At 71.3% G+C, this 12,778-nt stretch carries 10 protein-coding genes; 6 read left to right on the top strand and 4 right to left on the bottom strand.

The annotated features are described in order from the left end of the window. Positions 1-4: 4 nt before the first annotated feature. Genes OL599_RS14700 through OL599_RS14680 form a run of 5 tightly spaced genes read left to right on the top strand, consistent with a single transcriptional unit; the run spans position 5 to position 5,320 of the window. Positions 5-1,276 (top strand): AAA family ATPase, encoded by a 1,272-nt coding sequence (locus OL599_RS14700; RefSeq protein ID WP_264714554.1) that lies wholly within the window; start codon positions 5-7, stop codon positions 1,274-1,276. A gap of 2 nt (positions 1,277-1,278) precedes the next feature. Next, positions 1,279-2,676: a CpaF family protein gene (locus tag OL599_RS14695; RefSeq protein WP_264714553.1), complete on the top strand. Its 1,398-nt coding sequence runs from the start codon at positions 1,279-1,281 to the stop codon at positions 2,674-2,676. Beyond that, the gene (locus tag OL599_RS14690; protein WP_264714552.1) at positions 2,676-3,641 is read left to right on the top strand and encodes a type II secretion system F family protein; all 966 of its coding nucleotides are present in this window, start codon (positions 2,676-2,678) and stop codon (positions 3,639-3,641) included. Before OL599_RS14695 ends, OL599_RS14690 begins: the two co-directional genes overlap by 1 nt. Beyond that, entirely contained in the window at positions 3,638-4,576 is a 939-nt protein-coding gene (locus tag OL599_RS14685; protein ID WP_264714551.1) for a type II secretion system F family protein, read from the top strand. The genes OL599_RS14690 and OL599_RS14685 overlap by 4 nt, the downstream gene beginning before the upstream one ends. 9 nt (positions 4,577-4,585) lie before the next feature. After that, positions 4,586-5,320, top strand: coding sequence for a tetratricopeptide repeat protein (locus OL599_RS14680; RefSeq protein ID WP_264714550.1), 735 nt, complete (start codon positions 4,586-4,588; stop codon positions 5,318-5,320). Positions 5,321-5,329: 9 nt separating this feature from the next. On the opposite strand, the gene OL599_RS14675 is transcribed toward OL599_RS14680, so the two are convergent. From OL599_RS14675 to OL599_RS14665, 3 genes are all read right to left on the bottom strand, one after another. Continuing rightward, on the bottom strand, positions 5,330-6,664 hold the full coding sequence (locus OL599_RS14675; protein ID WP_264714549.1) for a tetratricopeptide repeat protein: 1,335 nt from the start codon (positions 6,662-6,664) through the stop codon (positions 5,330-5,332). After that, positions 6,661-7,842, bottom strand: a complete 1,182-nt coding sequence (locus OL599_RS14670; protein WP_264714548.1) for an OpgC family protein — start codon at positions 7,840-7,842, stop codon at positions 6,661-6,663. Before OL599_RS14670 ends, OL599_RS14675 begins: the two co-directional genes overlap by 4 nt. Before the next feature lie 73 nt (positions 7,843-7,915). Then, positions 7,916-9,448 (bottom strand): ATP-dependent acyl-CoA ligase, encoded by a 1,533-nt coding sequence (locus tag OL599_RS14665; RefSeq protein WP_264714547.1) that lies wholly within the window; start codon positions 9,446-9,448, stop codon positions 7,916-7,918. A gap of 136 nt (positions 9,449-9,584) precedes the next feature. Here OL599_RS14665 and OL599_RS14660 point away from each other — a divergent pair, with 136 nt between their 5' ends. Continuing rightward, a complete protein-coding gene (locus OL599_RS14660; RefSeq protein ID WP_264714546.1) occupies positions 9,585-10,811 on the top strand; it encodes a Vgb family protein in 1,227 nt (408 codons plus the stop codon). A gap of 69 nt (positions 10,812-10,880) precedes the next feature. On the opposite strand, the gene OL599_RS14655 is transcribed toward OL599_RS14660, so the two are convergent. Then, a complete protein-coding gene (locus OL599_RS14655; RefSeq protein ID WP_264714545.1) occupies positions 10,881-12,776 on the bottom strand; it encodes a CopD family protein in 1,896 nt (631 codons plus the stop codon). Between the last annotated feature and the right edge of the window lie 2 nt (positions 12,777-12,778).

Here is a 12,778-nt window from a genome sequence, read left to right as displayed (position 1 = left end):
CGCCATGGCCGATGGCGATACCCTGGCCCTGCAGCGCCAGTCGGCGTCGGACCTGCCCGCCCAGGCCGGCCGCCACGACCGTCCCGCTCTGGTCGCCTTCGTCGAGGACGCCGCCACCGAGGCCGCGTTGCGCGAAGGCCTTGCCGACGTCGCGCACACCGACCTCGACATCCGTCGCGGCGGCATCAAGGCGGCCATCCACGCATTGCGCAAGGCCGCGACCCCGCGCGTCCTGATCGTCGATGTCACCGGCGTCGAACAGCCGCTGACGGCGCTGCACGACCTGTCCTTCGTCTCCGAACCCGACGTGCGCGTGCTGGTGATCGGCGAGCTCAACAATCTCGACTTCTACCGCGAAGTCACGCGCGGCCTGGGCGCGCTCGAATACCTCACCAAGCCGGTGACGCGCGACATGATCAGCCGGCATTTCGCCCCGCTGGTCGTCGGCCGCGCGCCGGCGGAGGAGACCGGGCCGGGCGGGCGCGTGGTCTCCATTACCGGCGTGCGCGGCGGCGTCGGCGCCACCACCATCGCGGTCAATCTCGCCTACCATTTCGGCGTCACCGCCGACCGCCACACCGTACTGCTCGATCCCGACCTGCATCTGGGCACCGCGGCCATGCTGCTCGATTGCCCGGCCGGCCCGGGGCTGCGCATGGCCCTTGAGAACCCTGAACGCATCGACGAACTGTTCGTCGAGCGCTCGGCCCAGCCGGTCTCGGATCGCCTGCATGTGCTGGCCGGCGAGGTCAAGCTGGCCGAGCAGCCCGGCTACGCCCCCAATGCCGCCCAGGCGCTGATCCAGGCGCTCAGCCGGCGCTACAACTTCGTCGTCTGCGACGTCCCGTTCGCGCCGCACCCGCTGTATCGCGACCTGCTCGACATCTCCCAGCAGCGGGTCCTGGTGATGGAGCCGACGCTGGCCTGCGTGCGCGACGCCCTGCGGCTGTTGTCGCTGCCGGCCGGCAGCGGCCAGACCCGCCGGCCCATCATCGTGCTCAACCGCCTCGGCCTGAAGGGCTCGCTCACTCGCCGCAAGGTCGAGGAAGCGCTGAAGACCAAGGTCGACATCGTCGTCCCCGACCTGCCGCGCGCGGTCGAGAACGCGGCCACCCTGGGCCAGGCGATTGCCTCCAACCGCAACGGGTTTCGCCGTGGCATCGTCGAGCTCGCCCGGCTTACGGCCTTCGTGCGCCTGCTCGACGCCTCCAAGTCCGGCGAGGATACCGACGGGCCCAAGGCCAGGCGCCGCTGGCGCCTGTTCGGCGGGCGGTAGCCATGCATGTCACGTCCCCGGTCTTCGGGCGCCGCGGCCGCACGCAGCACGGACTGGCCGAGGCAGGTCCGGCGCCGCTCGTGCCGCCGCCGGTCGCGGAGCCGCCGCCCGCACCGGAGCCGGCCTCCAAGGCGTCGCCCGACACGCTGCTGAGCGAACTGCGCGCGCTGTGCCTGGCCAAGCTCGATCCCACCTCGATCTCCAACTCGCCGCCCGAGCTGCTGATCCCGGAAGTCGAGCTGCTGATCAGCGAGATCGCGACCGAGAGGCGCATCCAGCTCAACGGCCGCGAGCAGCGCCAGCTCGCCACCGAGTTGGTCGACGACATGCTCGGCCTCGGGCCGCTGGAGCCGCTGCTCGAGGACGAGACCATCAACGACATCATGGTCAACGGCCCGACCACGGTATTCGTCGAGCGCCGTGGCAAGGTGTTCAACGCTCCGGTGCGGTTCCGCGACACCGCGCATCTCATCAATGTCTGCCAGCGCATCGCCGCCGCGGTCGGACGGCGTGTCGACGAATCGAGCCCGATGGTCGATGCGCGCCTGAAGGACGGCTCACGCGTCAACATCGTGCTGCCGCCCCTGGCCCTCGACGGACCCTATGTCTCGATCCGCAAGTTCGGCAAGAAGACGATCGACTTCAACAAGCTGATCGAATTCGGCGCGATGACGCGCCCGGTCGCCCGCGTGCTCGAGATCGCATCGCAGATCCGCCTCAACGTCATCATCTCCGGCGGCACCGGCTCGGGAAAGACCACGCTGCTGAACGCGATGTCGCGCCTGATCGACCACGGCGAGCGCATCATCACCGTCGAGGACGCGGCCGAGCTGCAGCTGCAGCAGCCGCATGTCGTGCGGATGGAGACGCGGCCCGCCAACCTCGAAGGCCGCGGCGAGGTGTCGCAGCGCGACCTCGTGCGCAATGCGCTGCGCATGCGCCCCGACCGCATCATCATCGGCGAGGTCCGCGGCAGCGAGGCCTTCGACATGCTGCAGGCCATGAACACCGGCCATGACGGCAGCATGTCCACCATCCACGCCAACAACACCCGCGACGCCGTCACCCGTATCGAGAACATGGTGCAGATGGGCAGCATGGGCCTGCCGCTCAGCGCCATCCGCACCCAGATCGTCAGCGCGGTCGACATCATCATCCAGGTCGAGCGCCAGCGCGACGGTGGCCGCCGCGTCACCCAGGTCACGGAGATCTGCGGCATGGAAGGCGAGATCGTGTTGCTGAACGACATCTTCCGCTTCCAGATCGACAGCGAGGGTTCGGACGGCCGGCTGCGCGGCCATTACAAGGCGGTGCGCAGCCGCCCGTTCTTCCAGCCGCGCCTGGCCTATTTCGGCCTCGAACGCGCCTGGACCGCCGCCATGGAAGGGGCCGACGAGTAATGCATGGCAATCTGCTGGTCCTGTTGCTGCTGGCATTCGTCGGCCTGACCGGCCTCGGCTTCACCGGCCTGCTGGTCGTGAACGGGCAGGCCCGGCAGGAAAAGATCCGCCAGCGCTTCGAGGCCGCGACCGCCCCGCATATGCGCATCCGGCGCGTCGAGGCGCCCCGGCTGGTGCGCAACAAGCCGGCCGCCAAGCCCGATTCGCTGATCGAGCGGGCGGCCAGCCTGTTCGGCTTCAACGTCGCGCAGTCCGAGCAGTATCCGGTGAAATGGTGGGTGCTGCTGTTGACCACGCTGGTGGCCGCGCGCCTGCTCGCCGGCCTGCTGGTGGAGCTGCTCGGGCCGATCGCCTGGGTATCGCTGCCGGCGGTCTGGGTCCTCTCCAGCCGCGCCATCTTCAACATGATGATGCTGCGCCGCCGGCAGAAGCTGTACGCGCAGTTCCCGGACTGCCTGGCCATGATCGTCCGCTCGGTGCGCGCCGGCGTGCCGCTCACCGAAGCCATCCGCATCGTCGCGCGCGAAAGCCAGCAGCCGTCGGCCGGCGAGTTCGGGCGCGTCGCCGGCGATCTGTCGATCGGCACCCCGATCGCGGACGCGCTGAAATCGATGGCTGATCGCAATGACATCACCGAGTTCCGCTTCTTCGCGACCGCGCTGACGCTGCAAAGTCAGACCGGCGGACGCCTGGGCGAGACGCTCGACAATCTCGCAAATATCGTGCGCAAGCGCATGGCGCTGAAGTCGCGCGGCCGGGCACTGGCTTCGGAGGCGCGCACCACCGCCATGATCCTGGGCGGTCTGCCGGTGCTGGCGATGGGCGGGCTCTATCTGATCAACCCGGCCTATATGGGCGTCCTGTTCTTCGACCCGACCGGCCGCCTGATCCTGGCCTCCGCCTTCACGTCGCTCGGGATCGGCGCGTTCATCATGCGGACCATCATCGAGAAGAGCCTGGCATGATCCCGCAATTCGTCGTCAGCCTGGGCGTCGGCGCATCGCTGGTGATGCTCGGGGCCGGTGCCCTGCTGATGCGGTATGCGGCGCGCCAGCGACGCGTGGACGCCCGCCTGGAACAGGCACGCGCCGGCCACATCGGCGCCGCGGCGTCCACCGCCACCGTGGCCAGCCCGCGCCAGGCCTTGAAGATGATCGCCGGCATGGGCCAGGGCATCCTGCGCAGCGGCATCCTGTCGAGCCAGACCGTCGATTCGCTGCAGCAGAGCCTGTATCGGGCCGGCATCCGCGGCGGCAATGCGGTCGCCGTGTTCGTCGCCGCCAAGATCGTGCTGGCTGTGGTGCTCCCGGTCGCGGTCTTCCTGCTGCTGCACAACGCCATCGCCAACCCGATCATGCGCAACGTGCTGCTGGCCGGTGCCGCGGTCGGCGGGTTGCTGGCGCCGGACTATGTCGTGAGCGCGCTGCGCAAGCGCTACCAGGCGGCGATCGCCGACGGCCTGCCGGACGCGTTGGACATGCTGGTGATGTGCGCGGAATCCGGCCTCAGCCTCGAACCCGCGATCCAGCGCGTCGGCACCGAAATCCAGTCGGCCCACCCGGCGGTCGGCACCGAATTGCTGATCACATCGAGCGAATTCCAGATCAGCTCGGACAGCTCGGCAGTGCTCTACAGCCTCGGCGAGCGCACCGGACTTGCGGAGGTCAAGCGCGTGGTCGCCACGCTGGCGCAGACGCTGCAATACGGCACGCCGCTCGCGGAAGCGCTGCGCGTGCTGTCGGCCGAACTGCGCCAGGAGATCTTAACGCGATTCGAAGAGAGGGCCGCTAGGCTGCCCGTGCTGCTGACCCTGCCGATGATCTTGTTCATCCTGCCCAGCCTGTTCATGGTGGTGGGTGGACCGGCGATGCTGCAGGCCGTCAGGTTGTTCAAGCATTGAGGTCGTGACATGCGTCGCCTGTCGATCGTCGTCCTGTTGATCGGTCTTGCCGGCTGCGGCGCCACGGCATCCCAGTCCGGTTCCGGCACGGCGCCCGGCCTGCGCATCGCCGATGCGGCCATCGCCTCGGGGACGCCCGCCGTGGCGCTGCAGGCGCTTGAGGGCATGCTGGCCACCAACCCCCGCAACACCGACGCGCTGCTGCGCCATGCCCGGGCCAACATGATGCTCGGCAACAGCAGCGCCGCCGAGGCAAGCTACCGCCGGGCGCTGGCCGTCGACGGCCGCCTGACCGAAGCGCAGGTCGGCCTGGGCCGGATCCTGCTCGCCTCCAACGCCGCCCAGGCGGAGAAGCTGTTCGAACAGGCGCTCGCGCGCGACGCCAAGAACCCGGCCATACTCAACAACCTCGGCGTCGCCCGCGACCTGCAGGGCCGCCATGCGCAGGCGCAGGACGCCTATCTGCAGGCCCTGGCGCTTGCGCCCGACCTCACCTCCGCGCGAACCAATCTCGGCCTCTCGCTCAGCGTCTCGGGCAAGCCGGAGGAGGGCGCCACGATGCTCGGCCAGCTCGCCCGTGACGGCAACGCCGACCGCCGTGCGCGCGACAACCTGGCCCTGGCCCTCGCGCTCTCCGGCCGCACCGGCGAAGCCGACAAGGTGCTGCGCGAGGAAATGAGCGCCGCGGACGCCAGCCGGGCGCTCGCCGGCTACCGCGCGCTCGCCGACAACCCCGCGCCCTGAGCCGCGGACCTATTCGTCGCCCGCACCAAGCACTGCCAGGAAGCGGTCGTCGCGCCGCAGCCGGCGCCGCAGCGCCAGGATCTCGCTGCTTGCGGCCGGGTCCCGCCGGGCCACGGCCAGCGCCGCGAGCGTGCGCATGAACACGTCGCGCTGCGCCGCGCTGCCGCCCAGCGCATCCAGCGCCCAGGCGATCCGGGGCAGGGGCCCGGCGTCCTCGTCCCGGCCCGCCACGGCGCGGGCCAGCGGCAAGCCGACCGTCGCCGCCACATGCGCCTGGTCGCCGCCGCCGCGCCCGGCCGCCGCGATCGCCGCCAGCGTCTCCGCCGCCGCCGCCCGGTCGCCCACCGCCACCAGCGCCAGCAACCGGTGCAGCGTGGCGAAGATCAGCACCGTCTCATGCCGCCGCCGCCGCGCGATCCCCGCCAGCTCCGCCCAGCGGTTGCCGACATCGACACCCTCCTGGCGCAGCCGCCACAACAGCGACGCCGCATTGGCGACGTCGCGATACTCCTCGGACTCCGTCGGGCGCACCTCGCGGTCATAAAGCTCCAGCACGCGGTCGTGCCGGCCCTGCTCCAGGTGGAACAGGGCCAGGTGCCAGGCCAGGTGGAAGGCGAAGTTGTTGCAACCGCTCCAGGCCGGGCGGCAGCGCTCCAGCCAGGCAATCCCCGCCAGCGGCTGTGCGGTCATCTCGTAGACATGGGCGACGGCATGGATGCCCCAGGCGTCCTGCGGCTCATGCTCCACCGCCCGGCGGCCGGCGCGCTCGGCCGCCACGTAGGCGCCGGTCTCCTCCAGCCCGAAGGCATGGCAGCCCAGGACAAACCCGTAGCCGGGCTGCACCGGCGACCACGCCGGCAGCACCCGGGCCGTGGTCTGGCGCATGCCGGCGCCGTCGCCGGCCACGAAGCGCAGCATGGTCGCCAGCTTCACGAACAGCAGCACGCCGGGGCGACGCACCAGTTGCGCGTCCAGCACGTCCGCAGCGGCCAGCAACCGCCCCTCCAGCGCCGCGTCCAGCGCCTCGCACAACGCCGTCTCGTCGGCGGTCGATGCCTCTGACAGCGTGGCGCAGGCCGCCTCCCGTGCCAGGCGCGCGGCGTCAACCGCCACCGGCAGCGACCGCAGCACCTCGGTCATTCCCCGCAGCGCGTGCGCCGCGGTCAGCCCCGGGGCCGCCTCGATCGCTTGGATGAGCGCTGCCGGAGCTTCCGGCCGATAAGCCGCGAGACCCCGCACGGCGTCCGCGAATGCCTTCAGCGCCGGTCGCGATCCGCCCGCATGCGCCATGCCGAAGCGGTCGGTCCGGCCCGCTGCCGCTCGCTGCGGCCCCAGATGCGTCATCGCGTGGCTCCCGTGCCGTGCGGATAGATCGGCCTTCCCAGCGAGGACTCTGGCCCCGGCGGCGTGTTACGCCGCTCCTCCGCCCGCCGCCGCCGCAACGCGCCGTCCAGCCGCCACGCCACCCCGGCCATCACCGCGCTGCCGAGCGCGATCAGCGCCGGATCGATCCAGGCATGCCCCGGCCACAGCCGCAACGCCGCCGTCACGCCCCAGGACAGGAACAGGCCGACGCAGAACACCTGCAGGCTGTGCCGCCCGATCGCCGCCAGCACGCGGAACGGCGCGGTGTGCATCCAGCGCGCCTCGGCGGGCACGAAGCGGGCCACCAGCCAGGCCAGCGCCAGCGCATGCAGCAGCCGCGGCGGCACCAGTTCCTCCTTGCCCACCCAGGCCGACGGGTCCAGATGCGGCCACGGCGTGATCCCCGCCCAGGCCAGCCGCGCCGCCAACCCCACTGCCAGCACCAGCACCGCCGCCACGGTCACGCCGTCATGCCGCGGCAGGCCGTGGCCGCGCAGCAGCCGCCGCCGGCCGACCCAGGCGCCCAGCATGAACACCACCTGCCAGGCGAACGGATCGAAGGCGATGCCGGTATCCGGCCCCAGGCTGGGCACGTTCAGGCCGGTCATGCGGACCAGCAGGTACAGCCCCACCGGCGCGGCCAGCGCCGCCTCGCCGACGCGGCGCTGCAACGCGTCGAAAGCGGGCAGGGCGAGCATGCACCAGATGAAGATCGGCAGGATGCCCATGAACGCCGGCTGGTACAGCAGCGTCAGCGCCGCCGCCGCCGCCGGCAGCGGACGGCGCAGCATGAAGCCCCACCCCATGCCCTGCGCCTCGCCCGGCAGCACCGCGCCGGCCGCCACCACCATGGCGCCGAACAGCGCGAACACCAGCAGATGCGTGCGATAAAGCCGCAGCGTCCGCCGCATCATGTCCCGCGTCGCCGCCGCAACGCCGTCCCGCGCGGCGATGCGGGCGAACACGCTGCCCAGTACCAGCCCGGACAGGAACACGAACTGCTCCGAACTGTCCGACAGCCCCCACGACCCGTAGACCAGCCAATCGCCGGCGAACGAGCCGAACGCATGGCTGAAGAAGATCGTCAGCTGCAACCAGCCGCGCACCACATCGAGGCGCGTGTCGCGGGGCGGCGGCGCGGGGACGCGGGCATGCATGGGCAATCGCAAGCCTTCCGGTGCATCAGCGGCACTCGGCTGACCCGCCAGAAATGGGGGCGTTACAGCGGGCTTATAAGCCCCGGGTCCGGTCCCAGGTCGCCGCAGTCACGCCCCGTTCGATCAGCACGTATTTGCGCACCTTGCCGTTCTCGGTCACCGGCAACGCATCGGCGAACTCCAGATAGCGCGGCACCGCGAAATACGGCAGCAGCCGCGTGCAGTGCGCGATCAGCTCCTCCGGTGCCGGCGCGCCGCCCTCGGCCGGCACCACGGCCGCCATCACCTCGTCCTCGGCCATGTCCGCACGCACCGGAAACACCGCGGCATTCGCCACTTGCGGATGCGCCAGCAGCACCTGCTCCACCTCGTAGGCGGAGATGTTCTCCCCCCGCCTGCGGATCGCATCCTTCATGCGGTCGACGAAGCGGAAATACCCGTCGGCATCGCGCACCACCCGGTCGCCGGTATGGAAGCGCAGGTTGCGCCACGCCTCCACCGTCTTCTCGGGCATGCCCCAATACCCCGTGGCGAAGGCGAACGGCGCCTCCGCCCGCAGCACCAGCTCGCCCGGCGTCCCGTCCGGCAACGGGTTGTCCAGCGCGTCCACCACCTGCGCCTCGAACCCCGGCGCCACCGGCCCCATCGTTCCCGGCCGCTGGTGCTCGATGGTGGTGCCGATCACGAAATTGGTCTCGGTGGAGCCATACCCGTCCAGCAGCCGCACCCCCGTGCGCTCGGTGAACGCCTCATGGAACTGCGCCGGAACCCCCGGCGCCAGCGCGATGCGCACGCGATGCGCACGTTCCTCCGCCGCCACCGGCCGCGACAGCAGGATCGGCACCATCGCCCCCAGCAGATAGGTCACGCTGGCCCCGCTCTGCGCCATCGCCTGCCAGAACCGCGACGCCGAGAACCGCCGCTCCACCACCATCGTCGCCCCGTGCAGCAGCGCCTGGTAGAAGGTGTTGAGCGCGTTGGTATGAAACAGCGGCAGCGTCGTGCACAGCACGTCGCCCGGCCCGACGCCCAGCAGCGCCGCGGTGTTGAACCCCCACCACAACATCTGCGCCTGCGGGCAGCACACGCCCTTCGACGGCCCGGTGGTGCCGCTGGTGTAGAGGATCGCCACCGTATCGCCCGGCCCGGCGGCGACAGGCGGCACGTTCCCGCCTGCCGGCGGCAGCGCCTCGATCCGCCAGACCGTCAGCGCGCCCAGATCCACCGTCGCCAGCGCCGCCGCCAGCCCCGGCTCGACCACCAGCAGCCGTGCCCCGGAATTGTCCAGCACGTGCTGCAACTGCGGCCCGCGTGAGGCGACGTTCACCGGCACCGCGATCGCGCCCATCCAGGCGCAGCCCAGGAACAGCTCCAGGAACTCCGCCCGGTTGCCGCTCATGATCGCCACGCGATCACCCGCCGCGACGCCCGCCGCCAGCAATCGCCCCGCCGACCGCGCCGCGACGCCGGGCATGTCCGCATAGCGCCAGGCCACGTCACCAGCGCGGAACAGGATGCGGTCCCCGTACAGCGCCGCCTGCCGCACCAGCAGGGCAGGGAGGGTCCTCTCCAGCGGCGGGATCCGCTCCGCGGCGGCGTTCGGCATCGGCAGGCGTCCTCGTGCATCGTGCGGGGCGGCGACTCTGCGGGCGCGGCAACCGCAGTGGCAAGGTGCCGCCCACGCCACGATCCTGCTATGCTCCCCGCTACCACAGCGCAATGTCTTCCCGAACGGAGGAATGATGCCGCACCCGGCCCGCATAGCGATCCCGTTCGCCCTGCTGCTCGGCGCGGCAGCCCCGGCCCTCGCCCAGAACCAGCTGCCCGACGGTCCCGGCAAGGTGGAAGTGGAAGCCGCCTGCACCGGCTGCCACGAGGTCCGTCGCCTGACGGCCTCCGGCTACAGCCCGCAGGACTGGCGCAAAGTCGTCGCCATGATGCGCAATGTCGGTGCCCCGATCGCGCCGGAGCAGGTCGCCACCATCACCGATTACCTCATCGCCCATTTCCCGCCGAAAGTCCGGCCCGCCGCCGTCGCCCTTGAAGGCAGCACCCAGGTGTCCTTTCGCGAATGGGTCGTGCCCACGCCCGGCGCGCGCCCGCACGACCCGCTTGCCACCGCCGATGGCGCCATCTGGTATTCCGGCCATATGGCCAACCTGCTCGGCCGGGTCGATCCCGCGACCGGCCACATCCAGGAATTCCAGACGCCCACGCCGAATGCCGGTCCGCACGGCCTGGTCGCCGACGCCCAGGGCGACATCTGGTATACTGGCAACTTCTCCGGCCTGATCGGCCGGCTCGACCCGCGCACCGGCAAATTCACGGAATACCGCCTGCCGGACCCGAAGGCGCGCGACCCGCACACGCCGCTATTCGACCGCAACGGTACCCTGTGGTTCACCGTGCAGGGCGGCAACATGATCGGCCGCCTCGATCCCGGCACCGGCGCCATCCGCCTCGTCACCGTCCCCACGCCGCGCGCGCTGCCGTACGGCCTGGTGTTCACCTCGAAGGGCATCCCGTTCTTCGACGAGTTCGGCACCAATCGCCTCGGCAGCATCGACCCCGTCACGATGCACGTGACCGAGCATGTCCTGCCCAACCCCGGCACCCGCCCGCGCCGCATCGCCATCACACCCGACGACATCATCTGGTACACCGACTACGCCCGCGGCCAGCTCGGCCGCTTCGATCCGGCAACGGGTGCCGCGCGCGAATTCGCATTGCCTGGCGGCCCCAACTCCCAGCCCTATGCCATCGCCGTGCTGAAGGGTGCGGTGTGGTATGTCGAGACCGGCGTGAGCCCCAATGCCCTGGTGCGCTTCGACCTCGCGGCGCGGACATTCCAGACCTGGAAGATCCCCGCCGGCGGCGGCGTGGTGCGCAACATGATGACCACCCGCGACGGCAACCTCGTCCTGGCCGAAAGCGGCGTGAACCGCGTCGCCCTCGTCGAAGTGAAGTAGCGCGACGGTAAAAACCCCCTCTCCCCTTGCGGGAGAGGGCTGGGGTGAGGGGTAAGCCACCGCACCGTGTCAATGCCGGTGCCCCTGCACCCCCCCGGCACTGAGCGGCAACGGATGCGCGGCAATGTCACGGATCACCTCCGCCAGCGTCATCGGCTCGCCCGGCCGCCACAGCGCCCGCAGCCAGCCATTCCGGTCCGCCACGAACTGCGCCCCCGCCAGACCCTCCTGCGGCACGCCGGCAATGATGGCGAAGGCCGCCCAGGTCTCCGCCGCATTGGCCACGCACGCGGCGGGGTCCGGCTCGATTGGCCGCTTCCCGGCAAGGAGGATCGTCGTGACCTCGATATCCACGACCGGCGGCATCCTGGCAGTGGGCGCGGCGACGAAGCGCAGCACCCGTCGGCGCAGGTCATCCATGTTGATGGCCCGCCCGTCCGCGCAATCCGCGTCGAACTGGGGCACCGGCAGCGGGTGCGGCCACGTGCCGAAGACCCGCATGTTTTCCCCGGCATTATGGGCGCGCAGGAAGTCGATCAATTGCCAGCGTGCCTCGCTCGACAGCCGGCCGGCGAAGCCGGGCATTGTCTGGCTGCCATCCGGGCGGTCGATGCCGTGGGAGAGGTACCAGAACAACTCGCCATCGGTGTGCGCCCACAAATGCTCCGCCGTCAGGTCGGCCGGCGGCACCGGCGACGCGCGAGCGGCCGGGCCGTCGCCGTGGCCGGAGGCTCCATGGCAGACCGCGCAGTTCCGCTCGAACAGCCGGGCACCGCGCACGATGGCGCTATCGGCGAATTCGGTGGGCGAGGTGTAGAAGCTGGACGGGTAGGCCGGGATCAGCAGCGGCTGCAGATGCGGCACCGCCAGCGCCAGGACGACCGCGGACGCAGCAAGGGCCGGCCAGCGGACCCGCCGCCACGCGAGCCCCATCGCCGCCAGCGCGCCCGCCACGCCGCAAGCCAGCGCCGCCGCGATTACCGCGCGCCGAAGCGCGGGATCGGCCAGCGCCGTCAGGCTCGGGCGCCAGGCGAATGGCCAGATCGGTTGCTGATGCGTCGCCGGCATCGACGCGGCGAGGAAGGCCGCCGCAGCCACGACCGATGCCCCCGCGGTCACTTCGCAGGCCAGCGCCAGCAGCAGCAACAGGCGGGCCCGCGCGGGACGCATGCGGGCGGGGCGAATCCCCGCGAGCCGCTCGGTGAGCACGAACCGGTTGACGGCCGCCACCATCACCAGCAGCAGGAACAGCGACAGCTTCAGCGTGGCGATGTGGCCGTATCCCGTGCCGAGCAGGCCCGACAGGCCGCCGATGAACGCGCTCGCCTGCGCCAGCGCCGTGCCTGCCAGCACCAGCACGGCGGACACGCCGAGCGGCGAGAAACGCCGCAGCGCCATCGCCACGGCCGGCGCCGGCAGGGTGGCGGTCAGCACCAGCAGCGGCGCCAGGCCGCCAAGCCAGGCGCCGGCCGCCAGCAGGTGCAGCAGTTCCGAGCCCAGCAGCCCCGCGCCGGTGCTGCCGCCGACCGCGCCGGCGTGCCCCAGCGCCCCCTGCAAGGCCAGGGCGACCCCCGCCAGGACCAACGGCACGGGCAGGACGCCGCGGCGCACCCGCAGCAGCGGGAAGGCCACGACCAGCAGCAGCAGGCGCAGCAGCAGCAACTGGCCGAAGCGGGTGCGCAGCGCCACGGTCGGCAGCACGGCGATGGTTGCCGCCAGCGTGTCGGCGCCGGCGATCACGGCGGTTGCCGCGCCCAGCCACAAGATGCCGCCGACCAGCGCCAGCACGGCGCTGCCGCGTGCCAGGCCCACCAGCCGGCGGTGCGCGGCCGCGCCGGCCGCCCCTCCTGCCGCCAGCGCCGGGGGTGCGACCACCGCGAGGCTGGCCAGCGTGCCGAACAGCGACAGCAGCGCCAGCAGATGCATCGCGCGCAAAACCGATGCTGCGATGTCGATCGTCGCCACGG

The sequence above is a fragment of the Limobrevibacterium gyesilva genome, from assembly GCF_025989185.1.
GTDB classification, from domain to species: Bacteria; Pseudomonadota; Alphaproteobacteria; order Acetobacterales; family Acetobacteraceae; genus Limobrevibacterium; species Limobrevibacterium gyesilva.
The sequence above is the reverse complement of the archived record's forward strand: the minus strand, read 5'-3'. Positions and strand labels throughout refer to the sequence as shown.

What these genes read in the sequence shown, in the direction of transcription:
- OL599_RS14700 (WP_264714554.1), top strand. Translation starts at nt 5, where the DNA reads ATGGCCGATGGCGATACCCTGGCCCTGCAGCGCCAGTCGGCGTCGGAC.
- OL599_RS14695 (WP_264714553.1), top strand. Translation starts at nt 1,279, where the DNA reads ATGCATGTCACGTCCCCGGTCTTCGGGCGCCGCGGCCGCACGCAGCAC.
- OL599_RS14690 (WP_264714552.1), top strand. Translation starts at nt 2,676, where the DNA reads ATGCATGGCAATCTGCTGGTCCTGTTGCTGCTGGCATTCGTCGGCCTG.
- OL599_RS14685 (WP_264714551.1), top strand. Translation starts at nt 3,638, where the DNA reads ATGATCCCGCAATTCGTCGTCAGCCTGGGCGTCGGCGCATCGCTGGTG.
- OL599_RS14680 (WP_264714550.1), top strand. Translation starts at nt 4,586, where the DNA reads ATGCGTCGCCTGTCGATCGTCGTCCTGTTGATCGGTCTTGCCGGCTGC.
- OL599_RS14675 (WP_264714549.1), bottom strand. Translation starts at nt 6,664, where the DNA reads ATGACGCATCTGGGGCCGCAGCGAGCGGCAGCGGGCCGGACCGACCGC.
- OL599_RS14670 (WP_264714548.1), bottom strand. Translation starts at nt 7,842, where the DNA reads ATGCATGCCCGCGTCCCCGCGCCGCCGCCCCGCGACACGCGCCTCGAT.
- OL599_RS14665 (WP_264714547.1), bottom strand. Translation starts at nt 9,448, where the DNA reads ATGCCGAACGCCGCCGCGGAGCGGATCCCGCCGCTGGAGAGGACCCTC.
- OL599_RS14660 (WP_264714546.1), top strand. Translation starts at nt 9,585, where the DNA reads ATGCCGCACCCGGCCCGCATAGCGATCCCGTTCGCCCTGCTGCTCGGC.